Annotated in this window: 26 protein-coding genes and 4 pseudogenes; 13 read left to right on the plus strand and 17 right to left on the minus strand. The window is 73.1% G+C overall.

Features of this window, described 5'->3' with window-relative positions; all coding sequences use genetic code 11:
* Position 1 precedes the first annotated feature (1 nt).
* On the minus strand, positions 2 to 880 hold the full coding sequence (locus tag AC38ZX_RS19870; protein ID WP_491295610.1) for a CPBP family intramembrane glutamic endopeptidase: 879 nt from the start codon (positions 878 to 880) through the stop codon (positions 2 to 4).
* Positions 881 to 973: 93 nt separating this feature from the next.
* On the minus strand, positions 974 to 1,495 hold the full coding sequence (locus tag AC38ZX_RS19875) for a YbhB/YbcL family Raf kinase inhibitor-like protein (protein ID WP_491295611.1): 522 nt from the start codon (positions 1,493 to 1,495) through the stop codon (positions 974 to 976).
* A 106-nt stretch (positions 1,496 to 1,601) separates the two neighbouring features.
* Between AC38ZX_RS19875 and AC38ZX_RS19880 the strand changes: the two genes are divergently transcribed.
* From AC38ZX_RS19880 to AC38ZX_RS19895, 4 genes and pseudogenes are all read left to right on the plus strand, one after another.
* The gene (locus AC38ZX_RS19880; protein ID WP_426593489.1) at positions 1,602 to 2,045 is read left to right on the plus strand and encodes a MarR family winged helix-turn-helix transcriptional regulator; all 444 of its coding nucleotides are present in this window, start codon (positions 1,602 to 1,604) and stop codon (positions 2,043 to 2,045) included.
* A gap of 49 nt (positions 2,046 to 2,094) precedes the next feature.
* Positions 2,095 to 2,388, plus strand: coding sequence for a helix-turn-helix transcriptional regulator (locus tag AC38ZX_RS19885; RefSeq protein ID WP_491295612.1), 294 nt, complete (start codon positions 2,095 to 2,097; stop codon positions 2,386 to 2,388).
* Entirely contained in the window at positions 2,385 to 2,789 is a 405-nt protein-coding gene (locus tag AC38ZX_RS19890) for a VOC family protein (RefSeq protein WP_491295614.1), read from the plus strand. Before AC38ZX_RS19885 ends, AC38ZX_RS19890 begins: the two co-directional genes overlap by 4 nt.
* 88 nt (positions 2,790 to 2,877) lie before the next feature.
* Positions 2,878 to 3,541: pseudogene (locus AC38ZX_RS19895) on the plus strand (SDR family oxidoreductase).
* A gap of 19 nt (positions 3,542 to 3,560) precedes the next feature.
* Here AC38ZX_RS19895 and AC38ZX_RS19900 read toward each other — a convergent pair.
* Positions 3,561 to 4,199, minus strand: coding sequence for a hypothetical protein (locus tag AC38ZX_RS19900; protein ID WP_491295615.1), 639 nt, complete (start codon positions 4,197 to 4,199; stop codon positions 3,561 to 3,563).
* A gap of 87 nt (positions 4,200 to 4,286) precedes the next feature.
* Here AC38ZX_RS19900 and AC38ZX_RS19905 point away from each other — a divergent pair, with 87 nt between their 5' ends.
* Positions 4,287 to 4,676 carry a hypothetical protein gene (locus AC38ZX_RS19905; protein ID WP_491295617.1) on the plus strand — a complete coding sequence of 130 codons (390 nt, stop codon included), beginning with the start codon at positions 4,287 to 4,289 and terminating at the stop codon, positions 4,674 to 4,676.
* 4 nt (positions 4,677 to 4,680) lie between these two features.
* Here the strand turns inward: AC38ZX_RS19905 and AC38ZX_RS19910 are convergent, their stop codons facing one another.
* Positions 4,681 to 5,844, minus strand: coding sequence for an FAD-dependent monooxygenase (locus AC38ZX_RS19910; protein ID WP_491295619.1), 1,164 nt, complete (start codon positions 5,842 to 5,844; stop codon positions 4,681 to 4,683).
* A gap of 454 nt (positions 5,845 to 6,298) precedes the next feature.
* Here AC38ZX_RS19910 and AC38ZX_RS19915 point away from each other — a divergent pair.
* Positions 6,299 to 6,418 (plus strand): annotated as a pseudogene (locus tag AC38ZX_RS19915) (hypothetical protein); the annotation flags it as partial.
* 96 nt (positions 6,419 to 6,514) lie between these two features.
* Here AC38ZX_RS19915 and AC38ZX_RS19920 read toward each other — a convergent pair.
* The 4 genes from AC38ZX_RS19920 to AC38ZX_RS19935 form a co-directional block, all read right to left on the minus strand.
* On the minus strand, positions 6,515 to 7,252 hold the full coding sequence (locus AC38ZX_RS19920) for a ParA family protein (RefSeq protein WP_426593497.1): 738 nt from the start codon (positions 7,250 to 7,252) through the stop codon (positions 6,515 to 6,517).
* Positions 7,253 to 7,318: 66 nt separating this feature from the next.
* Positions 7,319 to 8,140 carry an SDR family oxidoreductase gene (locus tag AC38ZX_RS19925; protein ID WP_491295621.1) on the minus strand — a complete coding sequence of 274 codons (822 nt, stop codon included), beginning with the start codon at positions 8,138 to 8,140 and terminating at the stop codon, positions 7,319 to 7,321.
* A 40-nt stretch (positions 8,141 to 8,180) separates the two neighbouring features.
* Positions 8,181 to 8,369 carry a hypothetical protein gene (locus AC38ZX_RS19930; protein WP_491295623.1) on the minus strand — a complete coding sequence of 63 codons (189 nt, stop codon included), beginning with the start codon at positions 8,367 to 8,369 and terminating at the stop codon, positions 8,181 to 8,183.
* A 178-nt stretch (positions 8,370 to 8,547) separates the two neighbouring features.
* Entirely contained in the window at positions 8,548 to 9,639 is a 1,092-nt protein-coding gene (locus tag AC38ZX_RS19935; RefSeq protein ID WP_491295625.1) for a winged helix DNA-binding domain-containing protein, read from the minus strand.
* 104 nt (positions 9,640 to 9,743) lie between these two features.
* Between AC38ZX_RS19935 and AC38ZX_RS19940 the strand changes: the two are divergent.
* From AC38ZX_RS19940 to AC38ZX_RS19955, 4 genes and pseudogenes are all read left to right on the plus strand, one after another.
* A pseudogene (locus AC38ZX_RS19940) lies at positions 9,744 to 10,731 on the plus strand (aldo/keto reductase).
* Between the two features lie 307 nt (positions 10,732 to 11,038).
* The gene (locus AC38ZX_RS19945; protein WP_491295627.1) at positions 11,039 to 11,197 is read left to right on the plus strand and encodes a hypothetical protein; all 159 of its coding nucleotides are present in this window, start codon (positions 11,039 to 11,041) and stop codon (positions 11,195 to 11,197) included.
* Positions 11,197 to 11,301 (plus strand): annotated as a pseudogene (locus AC38ZX_RS19950) (hypothetical protein); the annotation flags it as partial. The gene AC38ZX_RS19945 and the pseudogene AC38ZX_RS19950, both read left to right, overlap by 1 nt.
* A 46-nt stretch (positions 11,302 to 11,347) precedes the next feature.
* On the plus strand, positions 11,348 to 12,529 hold the full coding sequence (locus AC38ZX_RS19955; protein WP_491297553.1) for an NAD(P)/FAD-dependent oxidoreductase: 1,182 nt from the start codon (positions 11,348 to 11,350) through the stop codon (positions 12,527 to 12,529).
* A gap of 72 nt (positions 12,530 to 12,601) precedes the next feature.
* Here the strand turns inward: AC38ZX_RS19955 and AC38ZX_RS19960 are convergent, their stop codons facing one another.
* Complete coding sequence (locus AC38ZX_RS19960; RefSeq protein WP_491295628.1) at positions 12,602 to 13,069, minus strand: VOC family protein; 468 nt, start codon at positions 13,067 to 13,069, stop codon at positions 12,602 to 12,604.
* 39 nt (positions 13,070 to 13,108) lie between these two features.
* Here AC38ZX_RS19960 and AC38ZX_RS19965 point away from each other — a divergent pair, with 39 nt between their 5' ends.
* Positions 13,109 to 14,353, plus strand: a complete 1,245-nt coding sequence (locus tag AC38ZX_RS19965; RefSeq protein WP_426593505.1) for an MFS transporter — start codon at positions 13,109 to 13,111, stop codon at positions 14,351 to 14,353.
* Between the two features lie 12 nt (positions 14,354 to 14,365).
* On the opposite strand, the gene AC38ZX_RS19970 is transcribed toward AC38ZX_RS19965, so the two are convergent.
* The 6 genes from AC38ZX_RS19970 to AC38ZX_RS19995 all read right to left on the minus strand — a co-directional run bounded on the left by AC38ZX_RS19970 (position 14,366) and on the right by AC38ZX_RS19995 (position 18,970).
* The gene (locus AC38ZX_RS19970) at positions 14,366 to 15,568 is read right to left on the minus strand and encodes a hypothetical protein (protein WP_491295630.1); all 1,203 of its coding nucleotides are present in this window, start codon (positions 15,566 to 15,568) and stop codon (positions 14,366 to 14,368) included.
* The gene (locus AC38ZX_RS19975) at positions 15,565 to 16,653 is read right to left on the minus strand and encodes a HesA/MoeB/ThiF family protein (protein ID WP_491295631.1); all 1,089 of its coding nucleotides are present in this window, start codon (positions 16,651 to 16,653) and stop codon (positions 15,565 to 15,567) included. Before AC38ZX_RS19975 ends, AC38ZX_RS19970 begins: the two co-directional genes overlap by 4 nt.
* Positions 16,654 to 16,918: 265 nt before the next feature.
* A complete protein-coding gene (locus AC38ZX_RS19980; RefSeq protein ID WP_491295632.1) occupies positions 16,919 to 17,662 on the minus strand; it encodes an ABC transporter permease in 744 nt (247 codons plus the stop codon).
* Positions 17,659 to 18,024 carry a fluoride efflux transporter CrcB gene (crcB, locus tag AC38ZX_RS19985; protein ID WP_426593509.1) on the minus strand — a complete coding sequence of 122 codons (366 nt, stop codon included), beginning with the start codon at positions 18,022 to 18,024 and terminating at the stop codon, positions 17,659 to 17,661. Before crcB ends, AC38ZX_RS19980 begins: the two co-directional genes overlap by 4 nt.
* Positions 18,024 to 18,449 carry a fluoride efflux transporter FluC gene (locus AC38ZX_RS19990; protein ID WP_491295633.1) on the minus strand — a complete coding sequence of 142 codons (426 nt, stop codon included), beginning with the start codon at positions 18,447 to 18,449 and terminating at the stop codon, positions 18,024 to 18,026. Before AC38ZX_RS19990 ends, crcB begins: the two co-directional genes overlap by 1 nt.
* Positions 18,446 to 18,970, minus strand: a complete 525-nt coding sequence (locus AC38ZX_RS19995) for a universal stress protein (protein WP_426593511.1) — start codon at positions 18,968 to 18,970, stop codon at positions 18,446 to 18,448. Before AC38ZX_RS19995 ends, AC38ZX_RS19990 begins: the two co-directional genes overlap by 4 nt.
* A 74-nt stretch (positions 18,971 to 19,044) precedes the next feature.
* Between AC38ZX_RS19995 and AC38ZX_RS20000 the strand changes: the two genes are divergently transcribed.
* Both AC38ZX_RS20000 and AC38ZX_RS20005 read left to right on the plus strand, forming a co-directional pair.
* A complete protein-coding gene (locus AC38ZX_RS20000; protein WP_491295634.1) occupies positions 19,045 to 19,674 on the plus strand; it encodes an NADPH-dependent F420 reductase in 630 nt (209 codons plus the stop codon).
* A 106-nt stretch (positions 19,675 to 19,780) separates the two neighbouring features.
* Positions 19,781 to 20,518 (plus strand): sigma factor-like helix-turn-helix DNA-binding protein, encoded by a 738-nt coding sequence (locus AC38ZX_RS20005; protein WP_491295635.1) that lies wholly within the window; start codon positions 19,781 to 19,783, stop codon positions 20,516 to 20,518.
* Positions 20,519 to 20,630: 112 nt separating this feature from the next.
* Here AC38ZX_RS20005 and AC38ZX_RS20010 read toward each other — a convergent pair whose 3' ends face one another.
* Entirely contained in the window at positions 20,631 to 22,124 is a 1,494-nt protein-coding gene (locus AC38ZX_RS20010) for an MFS transporter (RefSeq protein ID WP_491295636.1), read from the minus strand.
* Positions 22,121 to 22,609 (minus strand): MarR family winged helix-turn-helix transcriptional regulator, encoded by a 489-nt coding sequence (locus tag AC38ZX_RS20015; protein ID WP_491295637.1) that lies wholly within the window; start codon positions 22,607 to 22,609, stop codon positions 22,121 to 22,123. Before AC38ZX_RS20015 ends, AC38ZX_RS20010 begins: the two co-directional genes overlap by 4 nt.
* Between the last annotated feature and the right edge of the window lie 22 nt (positions 22,610 to 22,631).

A 22,631-nucleotide genomic window follows, 5' to 3' on the forward strand; every position in this document is an offset into this window, starting at 1 on the left:
GTCAGACCGTAGCGGTCGCGCGGGCTCGGGCCGCGCGCCGCGGGTTCGCGACGAGACGGCCGCGCCGGTGGGCGAGCCTGAGGAACACGACCATCATCGTCACGCCCGCCAGGACCGCGAACAGGCTCGCCTCCGGACCGAACGCACCGCCGGACAGGATGACCGGACCGGACGTCACGCCGTGCAGCAGCCCCGCGGCCGTGGTCGCGCCGGACACCTCGGTGCCGAAGATCCCGCTCACGGCGAAGTTCCAGCCGATGTGCAGGCCGATCGGCAGCCACAGGGTGCGCGTCGCGGCGTACGCGGCGGCCAGCATGCAGCCGGCCTCGACGGCGATGGCGATCGCGCCCCAGAGCGTCGCGTCCGGGTTGACCAGGTGAATCGCGCCGAACAGCACGGCGGTGAAGGCGAGCGCGACCCACGTCCCGGCGCGCTCCTCGACGATCCGGAACAAGATCCCTCGGAACACGAGCTCCTCGGTGACCCCGGCGACGACCGCGAGCCCGAGCAGCCCGGCAGCGGAGGTCACCGACCCGAATCCGTCGACGTGGTAGCCGCCGAGCAGGGCGATGCACGCGATCACGGCCGTGAACATCCCGACTCCGATCAGCAGGCCGGCCCCGGTCGCGGCCCGTGCCCCCGCCCGGGCGACCTCGACGGGCTCGCGATGCTCCGTACGCCGGACCACCCAGGCGTACGCGAGCAGCGCGAGCACCCCCGTCGCGACGCCCAGCAGGAGCGTCGCAACCCAGCTGCCCGCGGTCGCACCGACGGCGACGTCGCCGACGACCGCGACTACGACAACGGCTCCGAGCTGCTTCAACATGCGCATGACGAGTCCTTTTCTCCGGGCCGCGGCAGGCACCGTGGCTTCGTTCACGACGTTATGGATCGAGGCACCCCGGGCACGTCCCCGCAGGGTGGACAGTCGGCGGTAGCTCGCGCGGGGGACACCGGGCGCCAAGAGCCCCGATCACTGCGTCGGCCGGCTCGTCCCGGTGAGCAGGCCGCGGCCGAGGGTGTGCGCGATGAGGGAGATGTTCACCACGGCCGCGCTCGCGCCCGGCGGCAGCGCGAGGGTCGGCACCGACAGAGCGGTCGCGCAGACGACCAGGCGGTGGACGCCGGTCCCGGGCGGCGGCTTCACCCCGCTGTAGCCCACGACTCCGAGGTCGTTGGCGAGCTGGACCGCGTGCTCCGGCAACGCCTGCCCGCCCGACCCCGCACCCCTGGGCAGGCCCGCGGCCGAGGCCGGGATGTCCTTGACGAGCCAGTGCCACAGGCCGCCCGGGATCGGGGCGTCGGGGTCGTAGGCGGTGAGCACGAGGCTCTGCGTACCGACGGGGAGACCGTCCCAGGCCAGGTGGGGCGAGGCGTTGGTGCCGCGATCCGCGGCGTAGGCGGCCGCCGGCAGCGGTCCGCCGTCGGAGAAGTCGTCGCTGCGCAGGGTGAACGGCGCCGCCGGGAAGGCGAGGGTGTAGGGCTCGTAGGCCACGGTCGGACCTTTCGTCGGGACCAGCTCCGGGAAATACAGCACGGCTGGATTCTTTGAATCTACAGCGCTGCTGCATAATTCTCCAGCCGCGCTGTAGAGTCCACCTATGACGCAACCCGAGGACACCGCCCTTGTCGAGGCGGAGGCATTGCGGCTGTCCGCCGGCCGCTTCGTGCGCCACGTCCGCAGCACGGTCGGGCAGATTCCGCCGGGCCAGGCCGCGGTGCTCGGGTACCTCGACCGGGACGGTCGGCTCGCCATCACCGAGCTCGCGGAGCGCGAGCGTGTGCGTCACCAGTCGATGGCACGCACGGTGAAGCTCCTTGCCGAGCAGGGCATGGTCGACCTGACCCCGGACGACGTCGACCGTCGCCGGGTGATCGTGGCGATCACGTCTCCAGGGCGGGACAGGCTCGAGCAGCAGAGGCACGACCGGTCGTCGGTGATCGCGGCGGCGATCCAGGACCTCACGCCCGAGCAGCGAGCGGTGCTGCGTTCGGTCCCCGCCGTGCTCGACGCCCTGACCGAGCGCGTGCTCGCAGGTCGCTAGGGCCACCTCGCGGTCGGTGCCGCCCCGCGTCTCGCCCTAGGGTCGTGCGATGAACCGGACCGACCGGATGTACGCGATGGTGGAGGAGCTGCGCGCCGTCGCCCCACGTCCGCGCAGCGCCGCCTGGCTGGCGGACCGGTTCGAGGTGAGCAAGCGCACGATCGAGCGCGACATCGACGCCCTCCAACAGACCGGGGTGCCGATCTGGGCGGAGCCGGGACGGACCGGCGGCTACTGCGTGGACCGTGCCCGGACCCTTCCGCCGGGGCTGTCGCGCCGACCTGCCACGGTGGATCTCGTCGGGGAACGGCCTCGACGACCACCTGGGAGGGACCCAAGATGAACCTCGTCTTCGTCCGCCTCATCACCGACGACGTGTATCGCCTCGTCGACTTCTACGAGCGCATCACCGGCGTCGACGCCGACCGCCCGACCCCCGACTTCGCCGAGCTGCGGACCCCCCACGGCACGCTGGCCATCGGCAGCACCCGCACGGTCGGCCTGTTCGGCGCGGGGTCAGCCCGTCCGGCCGACAACCGCACGGCGATCATCGAGTTTCTTGTCGACGACATCGACGCCGTGTTCGCCGCCCTGGACGACGCCACCGAGATCGTGGGGTCCCCCACGACGATGCCGTGGGGCAACAGGTCCGCGCTGGTTCGCGACCCCGACGGAACTCTCGTGAACCTGTTCACGAGAGTCACGCCTCCGGCGATCGCCAAGTTCGCCGGCGTCCCTCGCTGAGGCCGGTCACGCCCGAGATGGGTCCCGCACGACTGCGTACAGCACGCTATCGGCGGGACGAGCGCGAGTCTTCGGTTACGTTCGAGGCATGCCGCTCGTCCTGATCACGGGCGCCGCCCGCGCCAACAGCATCGCCGCGGGGATCGCGCCCCGGCTGGCCGCCGACGGTTGGGAGGTGGTCACCAGCGACCTCGCCGACGTCGACTACCCCTGCGACCTGTCGACGCCCGCGGGCCCCGACGACCTGATCGCCACGGTCGCGCGGGAGCGAGGACCGATCGGCGCGCTCGTCCTCAGCCACGCCCACGACGTCGAGACCGGCATCCTCGACACGACGGCCGACAGCTTCGACCGGCACGTCGCGATCAACGCCCGCGCGAGCCTGCTGCTCATCGCGGCCTTCGCCCGTCAGGTGACGCCCGAGGGCGGAGCGGTCGTCGCGCTCACCAGCGACCACACGACGGGCAACCTGCCCTACGGTGCGTCCAAGGGAGCCCTCGACCGGATCGTCATCTCCGCGGCGCGCGAGCTCGGGCCGAGGGGGATCTCGGCGAACGTCGTCAACCCGGGCCCCATCGACACCGGATGGATCGACGACGACCTGCGCGCCACCCTGGTTCCCGCCCACCCGCTGGGACGCCTCGGGACTCCCGGCGACATCGCAGCGGTCGTCTCCTTCCTCGTCTCCCCGGAAGGGCGCTGGGTCTCGGGCCAGCTTGCACACGGACGGCGGATTCTCGGCCCGGTTCTGAGGACGCACCGTCCCACGCGTCAGACGAGCTTGGGGTACCACACCAGGAACGACGAGGCGACGACGAAGAGCAGGATGGCGAAGCCGAGCAGCACGTCGCCGCCGCGCGTCGACCTCATCCGGCCCGACATGGCAGCGAAGAACAGCACGGCGGCGAACGCGACCGTCAGCACCGTGTAGTTGTCGCCGCGCTGGTTGTTGGTCAGCGCCTGCTGGTACCTCGCGTCCGCGCGGGCGTCCGCCGCGGCGGCGGAGGCGAGCTCGGGGATCTTGTACTCCGGCAGGTCGAAGGGTGTGGGCGCGGCGTCGGGGTTCTGCAGCGGGTGGGAGGCCAACCACACCGGGAACGCCGTCGCCAGCGGCTCGGGGAACCGGGCAGCCAGGAAGTCGGAGAGCACCGTGTCGTTCGCGGCGTAGGCCGCAGCCCACTGCGAGAACAGCGTCGCCTGCAGGGAGATCTTGCGGTTGGCCACCCCCTCGTACCGCGTGGCCTCGATCCGGGCCGTCGACGCCTGGCTGAACGAGATCGACATCGCCCCTCCCCACTTGCTCGACTGGAACCCCACCCAGGCGGTCAGGATCGTCGTCACGGAGAGCAGGATCACGACGACGACCTCGCGCCAGTCCACATGCTTCTTGGCCGGTGCCGCGTCGTCCATGTGCCGATCATGGCGTGAAGGCCGGTCCCCCGCGCACGGGACTCGCCCTGGCGGCGTGACGACGGACCGCTGACCTACGATCGGTCGATGCCGCCGCAGGACTGGATCGAGCACCGACGCTCCGGGGACCGCGAACGCGTCGGCTGGATCCGCACGGAGGGTGAGGAGTTCGTGGCGCTCGACGCCCTCGGGCGCGAGCTGACCGGACCGGTCGACTGGCTGGTGGCCGAGGAGGCGCTCGAGGCGCGCGGCCTGCACTGGCTGGCCGCCCTGTGGCAGCTGGACCTTCCTGACGGCACCCGGGAACGCGTGCGGATCGTCGAGGTGACGCCCGAGCGGGTCGTCGTGAAGGTCGACGACTTCGGCGCCGTGGACGTGGTGACGGCCAGCTACGTCCTGCCCTTCCCGGCACCGGACGCCCTCCGACCGTTCGAGGGCGACGCCTCGACGCTCGACGCCGGGCTCGCGCAGAGCTGACCCACTACCGCTGCGACGGCGGCTCCCAGGCGACCAGCCGCGCACCGGAGCGTGCGAGCGCCCCGCCCGGGACCGCCCGGAAGAGCGTGTTGCGCACCGACTGCCGCCACCCGTCGCCGACCCCCGCGCCGATGCGTGCCATGGTCGCTGCCTGGCGGGCGATGGACCGGCATCGCGGGCGGCGGTCGGCGTCGAACGCGACGAGCGCGTCCCGCAGGTTCCCCGGGTCGACGAGCCGACCGAGGGTGGCGGCGTCCTCCAGCGCGGTTGCCGCGCCCTGGCCCATCGTCGGCAGCGCGGCGTGCGCGGCGTCGCCCACCAGCACGACGCGTCCGCGCACGTAGCTCGGCAGGCCGCCCGCGAGGTGGAAGACGTCGTGGCGCATCAGCCGGACGGGATCGGTGGCATCGATCAGCGACGAGACCGGGTCCGCCCAGCCGTCGAACCTCTCGCGCACGGCGACAAGCTCGTCGTCGAACCGCGCGGACCGCGCGTGCCGGACGTAGCCGTACCAGTAGACCTGGTCCGGGCTGATACGCATCGCGCCGAACTCGGCCCCCGGTCCCCACATCTCGATCAGGCGGTCGTCGCTCGTGGTGTCCTCGACGACCGCGCGCCAGCTCGTGCTCCCGCCGTAGACCGGCACCACGGACGGGTGGAGCGCACGCCGCACCGCGCTCCACATGCCGTCCGCGCCGACCACGAGATCCGCCTCCGAGGCACCCTCCGGGCCGTCCGTGCGTACGACCGCGCGTTCGCCGTCCGCCGAACCCGGCGCGACGGCCACCACCCGACGACCCGTCAGCAACGTCGCCCCGGCGTCCTGCGCAGCGCGGAGCAGGACCGCGTGGAGCCGCTGCCGGTGCACGCCCCAGACGGCGACCACCTCGGCGACGTCCGGTCGCTCGTCGGGGATGCGCAGGATCCAGCGGCCGTGCAGGTCCTGGAAGCCCGTGCCGACCGTCTTCGTCCCGAGCGTGTCGACGGCCGCCTGGTCGAGACCGAGCGCGTGCAGCGCCGTGATCCCGTTGGCCGGGATCGCGACGCCCGCGCCGACCTCGCCCCCGCCGGCCTGCTCCAGCACGGTGACCCGCCACCCGCGGCGGGCCAGCGCCAGGCCGGACGCGAGTCCCGCGATGCCGCCGCCCGCCACGATCGCCGTCTGCATGCCAGCCTCCTCGTCAGCACATAGTACGACGGATGTCGTGGTATCGCACCGGGCTCCTAGACTCCACCCGTGGCCCGCAGCAACCCTCAGAGACGCCGCGAGCTGGCGGACGCGGTGGTGGCTCTGCTGGCCGCCGACGGTCTGCGCGGCGTGACCCACCGTGCGGTCGACGCCCGGGCCCAGGTGCCCACGGGCACGGCCTCCAACTACTTCCCCGACCACGACGCGCTGCTCGTCGCGGCCGCCCACCGCATCGTCGACCTCCAGCTCGACGACATGGTGGCCGGCTCGACGCACACCCCGGACGGCGTCGATCCGATCGACCACCTGACCGCGCTCCTCGCCGGATCACTGGTCGCGGCCACGTCCTCGCACCGGGACCGGTATCGCGCGATCTTCGAGCTTCCAGCTGGAGTCGCGACGACGACCGGCGGTCGCCGGTGCGCTCGAAGGGCTGGCCGCCACCGCCGCGACGTTCACCGGCGCGCTGCACCGCGACCTCGACCTGCCCGTGCCGGAGCAGGCCGTCGGTCGCCTCATGACGTTGTACGGCGGGGTGCTGTTCGTGCTGGTCACCGGCCCGCCCGTCGCCGTCGAGGAGATCCGGTCGCTCGCGCGCGGCATCGTCCACGGGGCCCTGGGAGCGGAGCCCCGACCCGGGGACGACTCGCTACGCCGAGCGCACCTCGGCCCACAGGCGCTCGTAGGTCAGCGCCGCCCGGCTCGTCGGCGCGAACGCCGTGACGGGCGCCTGCCGTTCGGCCATCTGCTCGATGATCGACAGCGCCGGGATCTCGGTGCGCGCCACCCGGGCGCCCTCGCGCGAGATCGAGCCGATCACGTCACGGTGCAGCCGCTTGCGCCGGTCGACCATCGAGAAGAACGCGACCAGGTCGGGACGCGGCTTCTCCGAGTCGGCGACGAACGTCTTGAGCTGCTCGAACGTGCGCACCGAGAGCGTCGCGGGGATCAGCGGGACCAGCAGGGTGTCGGCAGCGTGCAGGACGTTCTCGGACATCAGCGAGATGCTCGGCGGGCAGTCGAGGAACACGACGTCGTAGTCGTCGGCGACGCTGCCCACGAGCTGCCGGAGCCGACTGGTGCGCTTCTTGGCGTCGTCGAGCTCGAGGTCCAGGTTGCGGTAGCTGAAGTCCGCCGGCATCAGGTCCAGATTCTCGAAGTCCGTGGACTTCAGCGCGTCCTCGATCGGGCGCCTGCCCGTCACGATCGCGTGCCCGCCGCCCTTGACCCGCGGGCGGACGCGGAAGACGTAGGTCGCCGCTGCCTGTGGGTCAAGGTCCCAGAGCAGCGTGCGGCGCCCCTCGCGCGCGGCCAGGTGAGCGAGGTTCACGGCCGTCGAGGTCTTCCCTACGCCGCCCTTGATGTTGTACGACGCGAAGACCTTCATCGGGTGCCTTCCAGCTGGACCGTGCGGGGCGTGCACCCGCACGGTCTCATGCTCGACGGCCCCCGGTCAGCCTTGCGCCAACCTCGCGACGTCGTCCCACTGCTCCCACGTGGCGATCCGCGAGGTGTAGTCGGCCTTGGCGGTGCCGAGCGGTGACGCGCCGAAGAACACGCGCAGCGGCGGCACCTCCGCGTCCACGACCCGCAGGATCGCGGCGGCCGACGAGCCCGGGTTGCCGGGCGTGCCGATGCGCTTCGCGCGGGCCTCCTGCATCTGCACGCGGAACTCGTCGTACGCCGGCAGCGGGGTCGCGTGGCGGGCCGACGAGCCACCCCAGTCCGTCGAGAAGCCGCCGGGCTCGACGAGCGTGACGTGGATGCCGAAGCCGGCCACCTCCTGCGCGAGCGCCTGGCTGAATCCCTCCAGCGCCCACTTCGAGGCGTGGTAGGCGCCGATGTTCGGGAACGCCGAGATCCCGCCGATCGACGACACCTGCACGATGTGCCCGCTGCCCTGCGCCCGCAGGAACGGCAGCGCCGCCTGCGTCACCCAGAACGCGCCGAACAGGTTGGTCTCCATCTGGTCGCGCAGCTCGGCCTCGGTCAGCTCCTCGGTGAAGCCGAACTGGCCGTACCCGGCGTTGTTCACCACGACGTCGAGGCGGCCGAAGTGCTCGTGCGCGCGGGCGACCGCCGCGAAGTCGGCGGCGCGGTCGGTCACGTCGAGCGTCAGGGGCAGGATCACGTCCCCGTAGGTCGCGACGAGGTCGTCGAGGGTCGAGGCGTCGCGGGCCGTCGCCGCGACGCGGTCGCCGCGCTCGAGGGCCGCGACCGCCCACTCCCGCCCGAAGCCACGGGACGTGCCGGTGAGGAACCAGGTCTTTGTCATGCCCCGACGCTAGGACTTCGAGTGCGCTCGAACGCAAGCGCTACGCGCGCGGTCGTCGCCAGGCCAGCATGACGAACAGGTCGCGGTCGCTGCCGTCGCCCTCCAGCACGGCGCGGGCGAGCGCCGGGACGCCCGCCTGCTCGCACGACCAGAGCTCGAAGTCCACCCGCTGCGACCAGGCCCCGGACAGGTACCCGAGCACGGTCGCGCCGTCCATGACCTTGACCACGCCGTGCGACGTGCGGGCCAGCGACGGCGAAGCTCCGCCCGGCCCGACCAGCCCGGCCGGTCCGCTCCGGCGCCGACGACCCGAGGAATCCGTGCACCCGCACGGGCACGTGCCCACCGCCGGCGGGCACGAGGCGCCCGGGTAGCCGGGTCGAGGACGTCTGCTCCACGCGCGCAAACTACTCCCGGACTCCCCAGACCGTCATCCCGTCGGCGCCGCCGGCGAGGAACGACGCGACCGCGGAACCCTCCTCGTCGACCGCCGCGCGCTCGGTCCGGGTCAGCTGTCGCAGCGGAACGACCGAGACGGCGTCGGCCCGGACCGTCCACGTCGCCGAGACCCGGCCGTCCACCAGGACCACGCGGCTGCCCGCGACGGACAAGCCGCGGTGGGCGTCGTCGACGATGCGCGTGCGGTCGTCGTAGCCGAGCAGGGCGTTGTCGAAGGCGGGCAGGAAGCGCACGGGCGCGGGTGTGTCCGGGTCCGGTCGGGGCGCGTCGGGCAGGTCCCACAGGACGCGACCGCGCTCGTCGCGGAAGGAGACCAGCTCGTCGCGCATCGCCTTGACGGCTGCCGGCAGGCCGGCGATGCCGGACCACGAGCGGATGTCGGCGGTGGCCGCCGGGCCATACGCGGTGAGGTAGCGGCGGACGAGCGCGCGGCCGACCAGGTCCTCGCCGGCGAGCGGGTCGATGTCCCGACCGAGCCACGAGGACAGCAGCGCGACCTGCACGCCCGCCTTCACGCGCCACAGGCCGCGCGGCGGGGTCTGCGCGACCGGGACCAGGCACGCGATCGCGAGCTCGGCGTGCGCGCGCGGACGGGGCGCGGGCCAGCGCGCGACGAGTGCGGCACCGAGCTCGGCCATGGACCGCGGCCGGCCGTCGGCCAGGAAGGTGCGGGCCGCGGCGGCGAACTCGTCGAGGTCGACGCCGTCCAGCCCGTCCCGGTAGATCGCGAGCATGCGACCCCGCAGCATGGCGTCGTGCCGCGCCCGCCAGGCGAGCATGTCGTCGGCCGTCACCAGGTGGACCGTGCAGCGCATGAGGTGGGCGCGCACGACGGAGCGCGCGACGAGCAGGCCGTCCATCACCGCGGGGTCGAACGCGCGCAGCCTCGACCACAGGCCGATGAACGGCTCCTGCGGCTCCTGCGCCTGCAGTCCCGAAAGATGGGTGACCGCGTCGAGCACGGGCAGGTCCGCGCGGTCGAGCAGGAGCTGTCGGGCCAGCGTGGCCCGGTTCAGCGTTCGGGTGTCGAGGACGTTCATCGGGCCCAGGATCGCAGGCGCGTCCGCGGTGGCGTGACACGACTTCTCCGGGGTGTCCTGACAGGGCCTCCCTCCGCAGGCCAGTCGGACGTAGCGTCGAGACCATGCACACACGAACGCTCGGACAGGGCCTGCAGGTCTCCGCGGTCGGCCTCGGTTGCATGGGGATGAGCCAGAAGCTACGGCCCGAACCCCGGCAGTCGCGACGACATGATCGGGGTGCTGCGTGCGGCCGTCGACGCCGGCGTCACGTTCTTCGACACCGCCGAGGTCTACGGGCCGTTCGACAACGAGGAGCTGGTGGGCGAGGCCCTGGCCCCGGTCCGCGACCGGGTGGTCGTCGCCACGAAGTTCGGGTTCCGGTTCGAGGACGGCCGGTCCGCCGGCGTGGACAGCCGCCCGGACAGCATCCGACGCGCGGCCGACGGGTCCCTGCGCCGGCTCGGCATCGACGTCATCGACCTCTACTACCAGCACCGCGTCGACCCGGCCGTGCCCATCGCGGACGTCGCCGGGACCGTCGGCGAGCTGGTGGCCGCCGGCAAGGTCCGCCACTTCGGGCTCTCCGAGGCGGGGCCGACCACGATCCGCCGGGCACACGCCGTGCACCCCGTGACGGCGCTGCAGAGCGAGTACTCGCTGTGGACACGCGACCCGGAGCCGGAGGTGCTGCCCACGTGCGCCGCACTCGGCATCGGCTTCGTGCCGTTCAGCCCGCTGGGCAAGGGATTCCTCACCGGCACGGTCGACTCCGCCACCTCCTTCAGCGCGGGCGACATCCGCACGACGATCCCCCGCTTCACCGCCGAGAACCGCACGGCGAACGAGGTCCTGGTGGACCAGGTGCGTGCGCTCGCGCGGGCGAAGGACGTCACGCCCGGGCAGATCGCGCTCGGGTGGCTGCTCGCTCAGCAGCCGTGGATCGTGCCGATCCCGGGCACCCGACGCCTGACGCGCGTCGAGGAGAACATCGGCGCCACCCAGGTCGCGCTCTCCGCCGACGAGGTCGCCCTGCTGGACGGCGCGGCCGAGCGGTTCGGCGTGCAGGGCAACCGGTACAACGACGCCGGCATGTCCGCCGTCGGGCTGTGAGGGCGCACGGTAGGGCGTAGCCTCGCGCGGGTCGTTCGACACAGGAGGCTCCGGGTGACCCGGTTCGTCATCGATGCCGCCGTCGCCCTTCGACTGGCGGAGCTCGGGACCACGGTCGAGCACGAGCTGCTCGCGCCGACGCTGCTGCGGTCCCAGACGCTGTCACTGATGCACGAAGCCGTGCACGCCCGAGACCTGACCGCGTCCGAGGCCCGAGCACGGCTCGCCGGCGTGCGGCGGCTGACCATCCGGTTGCTCGGCGACGCGGTCCTGAGGGACACCGCGTGGAAGGTGGCGGACGAGCTGGGTGGCATCGACGTACGACGCCGAGTACGTCGCCCTGACGCGGCTGCAGGGCGACGCCCTCGTGACGCTCGACGGCTCGTTCGCGCGGGCCGCCGGCGCACTGGTCCCGACCGCCCCGTTCGAGGCGCTCCTGGAGGGCGGTTCGGGCATCCTGGCCTGATGACGCGACGCGACGAGGCCCGCCGGATCGTCGTCATCGGGGCGAGCGTCGGCGGCGCGTTCGCGGCGGCCGCGCTGGCCGGGCACGGTCGTCGGATCACGATCCTCGAGCGCGACGAGCTTCCCGGCCGAACCGGCCGTGCGCCGGGGCGTGCCGCAGGGCACCCAGCCGCACGTGTTCCTGCACCGCGGGCTGCGGGCGGTCGAGGAGCTGCTGCCCGGCGTCGACGCCGACCTGCGCGCCGCCGGCGGTGTGCCGCTGGACACCGGGCGGATGGCATGGCTGGGCGAGCCGGGCTGGGCCCCGCAGGCGCCTCAGTACGAGATCGTCTCCGCGACGCGGCCGCTGTTCGAGCACGTCGTGCTCCGGCACGTGCGGGCGCTGCCCGGGGTCGACGTGCGCGAGGGTACGGCGGTGGTCGGGCTGCGGGCCGGCGAACGGTGGTCCGTCGACCTGGCCGACGGCACATCGCTGAGCGCCGACCTGGTCGTCGACGCCTCCGGGCGGTCGTCGCGGCTGCCCGGCTGGCTCGCCGCGCTGGGCGTTCCGGCCGCGCAGGTCACCCAGGTCGACGCCCACGTCGGCTACGCGACGGCCGACATCGCCGTGAGACCCGGGCGGATGGCCGCGCCCGGCATCGCGTTCCTGCAGACCCCGGACCGCAGCGGCGGGCTCGCGCTCCCGGTCGAGGGCGGCCGGTGGCTGGTCGGTGCGGTCGGGTCGGGCGAGCGGCGGCCCGGCCGTGATCCCCAGGCATTCGTCGACGCCCTGCGCGCCCTGCCCGACCCGGCCCTGGCCGACCTGGTCGAGGGCGGTGTGGACCACGTCGCGATCCACCGCCAGACGGCCAACGTGCGCCACGGGTACGAGCGCGTGCGCGGGTGGCCCGACGGGCTGCTCGTCGTCGGCGACGCCCTGTGCGCGTTCAACCCCGTCTACGGCCAGGGCGTCACCGTTGCGGCGCTCGAGGCGCTCGTCCTGCGCGACGCCGGCCCGATCCTGCGCGGCGACGTAGGCGTGCTGATGGGGCGGGTGGCGCGTGCGGCCGACCTGCCGTGGCGGATCGCGACCGGCGAGGACCTGCGCTACCCCGCGGCCGAGGGCACGGTGCCGCGCGCGACCGCCGCCTTCTCGGCCTGGACCCGAGAGCTCGGACGGCTCGGCGCGCACGGCGACGAAGCGGCGCACCTGGCGATCGCGCGGGTCTATCACCTGATGGCGTCGCCGGTGACGCTCCTGCACCCCCGGCTCCTTGCGCGGGCGGCGGTTGCGCGTGTCCGCGGCTACGGACCTTCGACGGCGCGACCGCGGGTGTTCGCCTCGGACCCCTAAGCTCGACTTCTGAAACGAACACGCCGAACGATCACGGCGCCCCTCCCGGCGGGATCCACCGTTGGCGCAGAGTCACTGCTGGGCGCCGAACCGGCCGCGGGCCTCGAGCGGGATCAGGGGCTTGTCGGCCCGCACCTTCAGCTGCTGGACGGACCAGGTGTTGCCGTCCGGGTCCGCGAAGCCGAAGAACGTGCCGCCGTCGCGCTCGTCGAACACCGTGATCTCGGAGGCCTCGACACCGCGCGACAGCAGCTCGGCGCGAGCGGCTTCGGCGTCCGCGACCACCAGCTGCAAGCCGCGCAGCGACCCGGGCGACATCTCGCTCTGGGTCGGCAGGTTCCCGACGACGATCGAGCAGCCCGACCCGCGTGGGGTCAGCTGCGCGACGTGCATGAACTGGTTGACCGTCTCGTGGTCCAGGTCGAAGCCGACCTGGTCGCGGTAGAACGCGATGGACGCCGCCAGGTCACTGACCGGCACGATCACGACCTCCAGGGTCCAGTCCATGCTGATCTCCTCCTCGTCGAGCCAGATGTGCATTGAGCCTAGCGACGGCTCGCGGGTTACCGTCTCGTCTTTGTGAGCCAGATCCTCGACGTCGTGGTGCCGCCGCGGCTCGGCCGCCGGTTCCGCTGGCTGCTCTCCTCGTCGTGGAGCTCGAACCTCGGCGACGGGATCCTGCTGGCCGCCGGGCCGCTGCTCGTGGCGTCGCGCACCCACGACGCGTTCCTCGTCGCGCTGGCGGCCCTGCTGCAGTGGCTGCCCGCGCTGCTGTTCGCGCTGTGGGCGGGCGCACTGACCGACCGGCTGGACCGCAAACGGCTCATCATCACCGTCGACTCGGTGCGCGCCGCGATCGTCGGGCTGCTCGCCCTGGCCGTGTTCGCGGACGTCGCGTCGATCTGGGTGGTCCTCGTCGCGATGTTCGTGCTGGGCACCGCCGAGACGTTCGCCGACAACACCTCGAGCACCCTCGTGCCGATGCTCGTGGACCGCGACGACCTGGCGCTGGCCAACTCCCGCATCCAGGCCGGCTTCGTCACGGTGAACCAGCTGGTCGGGCCGCCGTTGGGTGCGCTGCTCTTCGCGGCGGGGCAGGCGTTGCCGTTCGCCGCGGACGCGGTGCTGGTCGCGGCGGGCGCGCTGCTCGTCTCGCGCATCGCCCTCCCACCGCACCGCACCGAGCACACGGACACCCACATCCGGCACGAGATCGCCGAGGGCCTGCGCTGGGTGCGGCACCACGCGGCGGTGCGCACGCTCGTGCTGACGATCCTCATCTTCAACGTCACGTTCGGGGCAGCCTGGTCGGTGCTCGTCCTGTACGCGCGCGAGCGGCTGGGGCTCGGGGCGATCGGCTTCGGGCTGATCACCACGGTCGGCGCGCTCGGCGGCCTGGCCGGGACGTTCTCGTACGGCTGGATCACGCAGCGGATCTCGCTGGCCAACCTGATGCGCGTCGGCCTGATCATCGAGACGCTCACCCACCTCTGCCTCGCCCTGACCACCACGCCGTGGGTCGCGCTGCTCATCTTCTTCGTGTTCGGCGCGCACGCGTTCGTGTGGGGCACCACCTCGGTCACCATCCGGCAGCGCGCGGTCCCGACGGCCCTGCAGGGGCGCGTCGGCAGCGTGAACCTCGTCGGGGTGTACGGCGGGCTGGTGGTCGGCGCCGGCGTCGGCGGGCTGCTCGCGCAGAGGTACGGGATCACGGCGCCGTTCTGGTTCGCGTTCGTGGGGTCGGCGATCTTCGTCGTGCTGATCTGGCACGAGCTGCGCCACGTCGCGCACACGGACGACCAGGACGCCCCGGCGCCGGCTTAGGCGCGCCACCCGCTACGTGGCAGTGCGGGGCGCTGACCGGCGCCGGAGCAGGTCTCGTAGGGCCACCCACCCCGTGAGGGCCCGCGGCGAGAGCAGCAGGATGCCCAGGAGCAGGGCCTGGTAGAACGCGCCGTGCGTGGGGCCGGCGGCGAGGAGCGCGTCGCGCATCCAGGCCAGCAGGTGCAGCGTCGTCGGGACGAAGAACGCGACGAAGAACCAGGCCGCGACCGCCAGGCCCGCGACGTCCACGAAGCGGTACCAGCGCGCGACCGACAGGTCGCGGGCCGGCGCGGCGGCGAGCGCGGCCGCCTGGTCCGGCGTGAGCCGACGGACCGAGCGCCGCAGCAGCAGGCGGGTGGTCTGGGACAGGTTGGTGCAGCCGAGCAGGGCGGTCATGACCGCGTACACGTCCGAGCGCAGGAAGACGAACAGCTGCACGACGAGGGCCGAGACCTCGACGAACACCAGCGCGGCGAGCAGCCGGTCCGGACCGACGCCCGCGACGCGCATCACCAGCAGCGCGCAGAGCACGAGTGCGTCGAACGCCATCCCGGCCAGCAGCGGTCCGACGCGACGGCGCGGCGGGAGCGCCCACAGACCCGTCAGGTTGGTCTCGAACGTGAGGAAGTAGAGGCGGCGGGTGATCCGCAGCCGCGCGGGCACGCCGACCGACGCGGCCGCCATGACGTGCGCGAGCTCGTGCAGGCCCGCCAGGACGTAGGTGAGGACGGTCAGCACTGCGAGGCTCTCGGCCGGCGTGCCCAGGAAGAACACGTCGAGCGGGTGCGGGCGCACGTCCGGGACGGTCACGATCAGCGCGCATGCCACGAGCGCGGCGAGCGTCGCGACCGCAGCCGCGGGACGCGAGAAGAGCCAACGCACACGGGCGGGGGGCGCGACGACGACACCGGGCCCGCGCTCGAGGCGGCCGGACGTGGTCTCCACGGTGTCCACCGACGCCACGAAGTCGAGCTCGACGAGCGAGCGCGCGAAGCCGAGCACGTCCACCGGCTCGTCGGCGTGCGGCGGCGTGACGGACGCCTCGACCTCGGCGATGCTCCGCCCCGCGCCCAGGAGCTCGATCGCGCGGGCGCCCACCGGGGGGATCGCGACGAACCGGCCCACGTCCGCGCGGCCGACGACGACACTGCCCGCCTGCGGTGTCATGGCGAGCGGGTGCAGACGGAGCACCGAGTCGCGGGTCAGCGTGGTCATGCCGTGACCTGAGCGCGCGCGGCGGCGCACACCGGGCATTCCGGGTCGGCGGGCCACGCGTCGGTGCGGGTCTCGCAGGAGCCGGCGAAGTCGAGCAGCTGGTAGCGGCCCGCGGCGATCGGCTCGGACAGCCGCGTCAGGAAGCGCAGCGCCTCCATCGCGACCAGTCCGCCGAGCACGCCCGCGACCGGTCCGATCGCGCGGTTGACGCGGTCCTGGCGCAGGACGCGGGGTCGGTCGACGATCTCGCGGTCGATCCCGTCGGCCAGCCGGTCGCGGTGCCGTTCGAGACACTCGCGGCACGCGCTGCGACCGGGGTCCACCGACCAGTAGAGGCCCTGCGTGTAGGCCAGCCCGCCGCGCACGAACGGTACCCCGGCGGTGACGCACGCCTGGTTGACCCAGCGGTCGACCTCGTCGGGCTCGTCGATCGCCGAGACGACGAGGTCCGGTCTCGTCGCGACGATCAGGGCCGCGACGTCGTCGGTGGACTCGACGCGTCGGCGGTGGGACTCCACCCGCAGAGACGTGTCGAACGCCCGCAGCCAGTCGGCGACGCGGTCGGCCTTGGGCTGCCCGATCTCCGCCTCGGTGTAGGTGAACTGGCGCGCGAAGTTGCGCAGCTCGACCAGGTCCTGGTCGACGACGGTCAGCGCCCCGACGCCGAGCCCGGCCAGGTTCATGAGCACCGCCGAGCCCAGCCCGCCCGCGCCCAGCACGAGCACGTGCGCGGCGCGCAGCCGCTCCTGCAGCTCGTCGCGACCGTGCGACAACGTGGTGAACGCGTCGAAGAACGCGAGGTTGCTGGCGTACCGCTCGGTGTCGTGCGCGTCGAACGACGACGGCCGGGACACGTCCTCGAGCCACCCGAGGCCGTCCAGCTGGTCGAGCACCGGCCGGACGTCGTCGATGCCGACGTCGGTCGCGAGCTCGTCGGGCGACCGCGTGCCGTCGCGCAGGAGCCGCAGCAGCGTCAGCACCGTACCGTCGGGGTCGGCGAGCCGGACGCGCACCTTCGGGTCCAGGCTGACCAGCAGCTCGTCGCCCGAGGCGAGCACGTTGAGCGACTTCAGTCGCGGGAGCATGACGTCCTCCGGGGTGGATGGGAAAGGGCCGGCCCGGGGTCGGGCCGGCCCTTGGGTTGGCGGTGGCGACTCAGGCGCCGCCGGCCTCCGGGTCGAGGTGGATCCGGGTAGCCGTGATCTCCTCGACGACAACGATCTCGATCGTCATGGTCGTCACCTCCTTCCTGCTTCGCCGGCCGCCCTCGTCGGCGGCACGACGGGAATGAGCCGACCCGCGGCTGTGTGATACCGGGCGTTTCGGACATCACCCGCGCGTGAAGACCTGTCAGGTGGGCCGGCGCGTGCCTAGCTGGACGGCGAGCAGCTGGGCGGTCAGGACGGCGGCGACGGACTCGGCGGCGAGCAGGCCGACGAGCACGAGCAGCTGCACCTGGGCTGCCGCGGCGGCGGACGCCCCGCCCAGCAGGAGGCCGACGAACGCGCCGGGCAGCGTGACGAGCCCGGCGCTGCGGGTCTGGTCGAGGGCGGGGACGAGCGAGCGAGCGACGGCCCGGCGCGCGTGCTCGGCGACCGCCTGGCGTGGGGTCGCGCCCAGCGAGAGCCACGCCTCGACCTGGTCCCACTCGCCCCGCACGTCGTCGCGAAGCCGCCCGCCGGTGAGCGACACGGCCGTCATCGAACCGCCGATGATCTGGGCGCTGAACGGCACGATCGTCTGCGGCTGGAACGGCAACGCGCCGCTGGCGAGGACGGGGCCCACGGCGGCCAGCGCGCCGACGAGGATGGCGAGCGCGATCGCCGGCCAGGTCGAGCGCCCGAGCCCGATCCGACGCACCGACGTCCACGACGCGGCGACGAGCATGACGGCCAGGTAGACGACGACCCAGCCGGGGTGCCGGAACACCCATGCGATCACCAGCGCGACGAGCGTGAGCTGGACGGCGGCCCGCGCGACGGCGACCAGGGCGTCGCGGCGCACGCGGACCCGCGCCAGGGTCAGGACGACCAGGACGACCCCGAGCAGGACGACCAGCGCGAGGGCGACCCGCCAGGCCGGGGCGACGGTCACAAGGCCGCCATCAGCGCGACCCCGAGTGCGGCGGCGCCGAGGCAGAGGAGCACCGAGCCGACGGCGTTCACGGTCGCGCGACGCACCTCGCCGGCCTGGATCAGGCGGACGGTCTCGACCATCGCCGTGGAGAAGGTGGTGTACCCGCCGCAGAACCCGGTCGCCGCCACGGCCAGCCACGTCGGGCCGAGGCCGTGGTAGAGGTGGGCGCCGTTGAGCAGACCGATCAGCAGCGAGCCGGAGACGTTGATCACCAGCGTGGCCAGCGGGAACACGCGGGTCCAGCGCGCACGGATCGATCCGTCGACCACGAACCGGGAGGCGGCCCCGACCCCACCGAGCACGGCGATCAGCACCACCATCAGGCGGCGTCCGCCCGGGAGCGCGAGCGGGAGCCGAACGCGATGCCGGCCACGCAGGCGAGGATGCCGAGCACGAGGCTGAGCGTCGCGTACACGAGTGCCAGGGTCGCCTGGCCGGCCGCGAGCAGCCGTTCCAGCTCGATCGCGAGGCTGCTGAACGTGGTGAACCCGCCGAGCACGCCCGTGCCCAGGCCGAGCCGCAGCACGCGACCGCGGGGGCTCTCGGCGCCGCGCCGCAGCAGCGCCTCGAGGAGCGCGCCGAGCAGGAACGAGCCGACGACGTTCTCGATCAGGGTCGCCGTCGGGAAGCCGTTCGCCGAGACACCGACCGCGGACGTGAGCGCCCACCGTGCTGTCGTGCCGACCATCCCACCGAGGGCCACGACCGCGATGAGGCGCGGGTCGTGGTGCGGTGGACGGGTCACGGGCTCTCCTTCGGGTGCTGCGGGACGATCGTGACGGGAACCGGCTGCGAGTGCGCGAGGCGTCCAGCCGTCGAGCCGCCGACCAGGTGGTTCATCCAGCCGCCCAGACCCGCGCGACGGCTCCCCACCAGGATCATCCACGCGTCGTGGTCGTGAGCCACGCGTGCGAGGGCGTGTGTCGGCTCGCCGACCGTGTAGACGAACCGCCACGGGCCGGCGAATGCGCTCAGGTGCTGCGCAACCTCGGCCGCGAGCTCGTCGTCGGCAAGGACGAAGGCCTCCGCGCCGTCCACGTGGTCGGGATCGAGCGGGGTCGACTCCAGCGAGCCGTCGGCGTGGGTCGTGACGAGGGTCCGGGCGGTGTCGGACCACGCGCACACGAGGTTCGCGCCGAGCGCGGTGGCCAGCTCGGCAGCGAACAGGACCACGCGCGCCGCCTGGCCCGGGATGACGCCGACGACCACCGTCCGGGCGCCATCGACCGGCATGCCGTGCCACGGGTGCGGTGCCGAGCGGGCCATGCGGGCTGCCTCCGTGGTCAAACTACCGCCGCCGGTGCGGAACAGCGCAGGCTCTGCCGCGGTTGGCCAGGGACATGACCACCATCGGATTCATCGGAGCGGGCCACATCGGCGGCACGCTCGCCCGCCTCGCCGTCGCGAACGGCTACGACGTCATCGTCAGCAACTCCCGTGGCCCGGAGACCCTCACGGACCTCGTCGACGAGCTGGGCGACCGTGCCCGCGCCGGCACCCCGGCCGAGGCGGCCGAGGAGGGCGACCTGGTCGTCGTGACCATCCCCGTCAAGGCGATCGAGACGCTGCCCGTCGCGGAGCTGGCCGGCAAGCTCGTCATCGACACCAACAACTACTACGCGCAGCGCGACGGCCAGATCGCGGTCCTGGACCAGGGCGCGACGACGGTCTCCGGCCTCCTGCAGGCGTTCCTGCCCACCTCGAGGGTGGTCAAGGCGTTCAACAACATCACGTCGGGGAACCTGGGCTCGCGCGGCGTGCCGTCGGGCGGGACGGGCCGGTTGGCACTCCCGATCGCGGGCGACGACCCCACGTCGCGCACGACCGTGGCCGGGCTGATCGACGCCTTCGGTTTCGACGTCGTCGAGGCAGGTCCGCTGGCCGAGGGCCGCCGCTTCGAGAAGGACCACCCGGCGTACGGCCTCCTCGCGGACGCGGACGGCGTGACCAGGGCCTTGGCGCAGGCCTGACCCGGGTCGTCCCGGGCCGTCGTCGAATCACCCTGCCTGGCCGTATCTCTTGCCCGTCGGCTCCGCGAGGATGACGAGCATCGGACCTTCGACGAGGGCGGCGGCGATGCGAGCAGTCGAGGAGCACGGGCTTTCGCTCGACGAACGCGTCGAGGCGGACCGGGACCTGGTGCGCGCGCTCGCGTTCCGGCTCCTCGGCTCCGTCTCGGGCGCGGACGCGGCCGTCGCGGAGGCCTCTCGCCGCACCGGCGACGTCGACTCGCTGATCCGGTCGACGGCGGCCGCCTGCCTCGACGCGCTGCGGTCGCGGGAGGTCCCGGAGTGGCACGTCCCGGACGTCGTCGTGAGCCGTCTGACCGGCCACGCGGCCGACCAGACGGCTCTGCTCGACGGGACGGTGGGCGTCCCGCTGTTCGTCGCGCTCGACCAGCTCACGCCGGAGCAGCGCGTCGCGTTCGTGCTCCACGAGCGGTGCGGCCTCCCGCTCGGGGAGATCGGTGCCGTCGTCGGGACCACCGAGGACGGCGCGGGCGCGCTCGTCGCCGGGGCGCTGGAGCGGCTCCGCACGGTTCCCGTGATCGACGGGGATCTGGCCGCCCAGCGCAAGGTGGTCCAGGCCTACTACCGGGCGGCGTCGCGGGGCGACCTCGACGCGCTGCGGGGGTCGTGGACGAGACGATCGTGCTGCGGTCGGACGCCGGCGCGCACGCGTTCTCCATGGTCGCCACGGGCGTCGAGGCCGTCGCGCGCCGCATGGTCGTGTTCAACCAGATCAGGGCCCGAGGCCTGCCGGCGCTCGTCAACGGGGCGGCGGGCGGCGTGGTCCTCAACCACGGTGCGGTGATCTGCGTCGTCGCGATGACCGTGGTCGGAGACCGCATCGCCGAGGCTGACGTCCTGTTCGACCCGAACCGGCTGGCCGCGATGGACCTGTCGGCGTTCCTGACCGAGGACCTCTAGAACGACCTACGGCGCGTCGAACACCTCGTCCCGCTCGGCTGCGCCCACCGACACGGCGTCGTGGGGCTCCAGCTCCTGGAAGCCTCGTGCAGCACGTCGTGCGGCGCGATGCGACGAGCCCGGCGGACGGACAGGACCGCGTGCGTGGCCAGGCCGAGGAACACCAGGCCGCAGGCGGTCGCCGAGATGAGGAATGTCAGCTCGATGCCCTGGCTCGCGGGCCGGCCGCTGGGGGCGAGGTGGGCCGCGATCACGGCACCGGCCACGGCCGCACCGATCGAGCCGCCGATGGTGCGCAGCACCTGGTTGAACGAGACCGCCGAGCCGAGTTCCTGGGCCGCCACGCCGCGGGCGATCAGGCCCGGCATCGCGGCGAAGGTGATGCCGATCCCGACTCCGACGAGGAACATGCCGGCGAGCAGCTCGGGCAGGGCGTCGTGGCGGACGACGAGCAGCAGGTTGGCCAGGGTGACGAACAGCGCCCCGAGCGGCAGCATGACCGTGAAGCTGAGCCGGTGCGCGAACGCGCGGGCCAGTCGGCTGGCCAGCTGGCTGCCGATGGACAGGGGCAGCATGACGAAGCCGGCCCAGAACAGCGACATCCCGACGCCGAAGCCGGTGCTGGTCGGCGCCTGCGCCACCAGGCTGATCACCGAGACGCCGATGTACATCGACGCGCCCATCGACAGGCCGGTGGCGTTGGCCAGCAGCACGTCGGGCTTGCGCATGAGGTCGAGCCGGATCAGCGGGTGGTCGGTGCTGGTCTCGCGCCAGACCCACGCGCCGAGGACGAGCACGGCGCCGACCAGCAGCCCGATCGTCGTCGGTGATCCCCAGCCGAACCGCGGACCCTCGCTGATGCCGAGCAGCAGCATGCCCAGGCCCGCGCCGAGCAGGGCAGCGCCGAGCGTGTCGAAGGGGCGGCGCAGCCCGAGCTCGTCGGGACCCTTGGGCACCGCGACGAGGATGACGACGAACGCCGAGACGACGAACGCGGCGGCGAACCAGAACGCCCAGCGGAAGTCGAAGGTCGAGGCGATGATGCCGGTCAGCGGGTACCCGATGCCGATTCCGGTGGCCACCGTCACGGACAGCGCGGCGATGCCGGGGCCGACCTTCTCCGGCGGCGAGTAGCGGCGGGCCAGCGCGATCGCCATGGGCGTGATCGAGTACGAGAGGCCCTGCAGGGCGCGGCCGACGAGGATCACGGAGAACGTCTGCGCGGTCGCGGCCAGCACCGAGCCGACGAAGATGATCGTGAGCGTGGCCAGCAGGATGCGCTTCTTGTGCGGCCCGTCGGACAGCCGCCCGAGGACCGGCGTCGCCACCGCCCCGACCAGCAGGTTCACGGTCAGCGTCCACTGAGCGGTGCTCACCGAGACGCCGAACTCGGCCGCCAGCGTGGGCACCAGCAGGAGGCCCAACGAGCTGATGATCGCGGCGGCCAGGGCCGCGTAGACGAGGGCGGGGACGAACCGCTTGCCGGTCATCGGGTGGCCAGCGTCCGCAGGACGTCGACGGCGCCGGCGAGGGCCGCGCGGTCGTCGTCGTCGAGCGAGGCGACGGCTGCGGCCAGCCACGTGTTCGTCGCGTGCCGGTCCGCGTCGACCGCCGCGCGGCCGTCGGGGGTGATCTCGATGATCATGCGACGGCCGTCCGTCGGGTCGGGGGTGCGCGTGATGCGGCCGACGCGTTCGAGGTCGGCGACGATCACGGCCATCGACTGCGGCGTGATGAACTCGCTGGCCGCGAGCGCGGACGAGGTCGCCGGGCCGTCCTGCACCAGGCGGTTGAGCGCGCGGCTCTGGCCGATGGACAGCGACTTCTCGGTGAGCAGGCGCCGGTAGATCGGGCCCAGGGCGTCACGCAGGTCGAATGCGAGAGCGGCGGTGTCGGAGACGGTCACGTGGACGAGTGTACAGGGCAACTGATCAGTTGGGCTGACGATCGCCGGTATTCGCTCGTCGTCGGTCATCCGCGGACGTACGGTCCGCCTC

Source organism: Cellulomonas sp. McL0606 (assembly GCF_058248365.1).

Coding starts and splice junctions, on each gene's coding strand:
- AC38ZX_RS20010 (WP_491295636.1), bottom strand. CDS start 22,124: ATGACCGGCAAGCGGTTCGTCCCCGCCCTCGTCTACGCGGCCCTGGCC.
- AC38ZX_RS19960 (WP_491295628.1), bottom strand. CDS start 13,069: ATGCACATCTGGCTCGACGAGGAGGAGATCAGCATGGACTGGACCCTG.
- AC38ZX_RS19900 (WP_491295615.1), bottom strand. CDS start 4,199: ATGGACGACGCGGCACCGGCCAAGAAGCATGTGGACTGGCGCGAGGTC.
- AC38ZX_RS20000 (WP_491295634.1), top strand. CDS start 19,045: ATGACCACCATCGGATTCATCGGAGCGGGCCACATCGGCGGCACGCTC.
- AC38ZX_RS19890 (WP_491295614.1), top strand. CDS start 2,385: ATGAACCTCGTCTTCGTCCGCCTCATCACCGACGACGTGTATCGCCTC.
- AC38ZX_RS19995 (WP_426593511.1), bottom strand. CDS start 18,970: ATGGCCCGCTCGGCACCGCACCCGTGGCACGGCATGCCGGTCGATGGC.
- AC38ZX_RS19935 (WP_491295625.1), bottom strand. CDS start 9,639: ATGAACGTCCTCGACACCCGAACGCTGAACCGGGCCACGCTGGCCCGA.
- AC38ZX_RS19970 (WP_491295630.1), bottom strand. CDS start 15,568: ATGACCACGCTGACCCGCGACTCGGTGCTCCGTCTGCACCCGCTCGCC.
- crcB (WP_426593509.1), bottom strand. CDS start 18,024: ATGGTGGTGCTGATCGCCGTGCTCGGTGGGGTCGGGGCCGCCTCCCGG.
- AC38ZX_RS19920 (WP_426593497.1), bottom strand. CDS start 7,252: ATGAAGGTCTTCGCGTCGTACAACATCAAGGGCGGCGTAGGGAAGACC.
- AC38ZX_RS20005 (WP_491295635.1), top strand. CDS start 19,781: ATGCGAGCAGTCGAGGAGCACGGGCTTTCGCTCGACGAACGCGTCGAG.
- AC38ZX_RS19880 (WP_426593489.1), top strand. CDS start 1,602: ATGACGCAACCCGAGGACACCGCCCTTGTCGAGGCGGAGGCATTGCGG.
- AC38ZX_RS19905 (WP_491295617.1), top strand. CDS start 4,287: ATGCCGCCGCAGGACTGGATCGAGCACCGACGCTCCGGGGACCGCGAA.
- AC38ZX_RS19925 (WP_491295621.1), bottom strand. CDS start 8,140: ATGACAAAGACCTGGTTCCTCACCGGCACGTCCCGTGGCTTCGGGCGG.
- AC38ZX_RS19910 (WP_491295619.1), bottom strand. CDS start 5,844: ATGCAGACGGCGATCGTGGCGGGCGGCGGCATCGCGGGACTCGCGTCC.
- AC38ZX_RS19975 (WP_491295631.1), bottom strand. CDS start 16,653: ATGCTCCCGCGACTGAAGTCGCTCAACGTGCTCGCCTCGGGCGACGAG.
- AC38ZX_RS20015 (WP_491295637.1), bottom strand. CDS start 22,609: ATGACCGACGACGAGCGAATACCGGCGATCGTCAGCCCAACTGATCAG.
- AC38ZX_RS19885 (WP_491295612.1), top strand. CDS start 2,095: ATGAACCGGACCGACCGGATGTACGCGATGGTGGAGGAGCTGCGCGCC.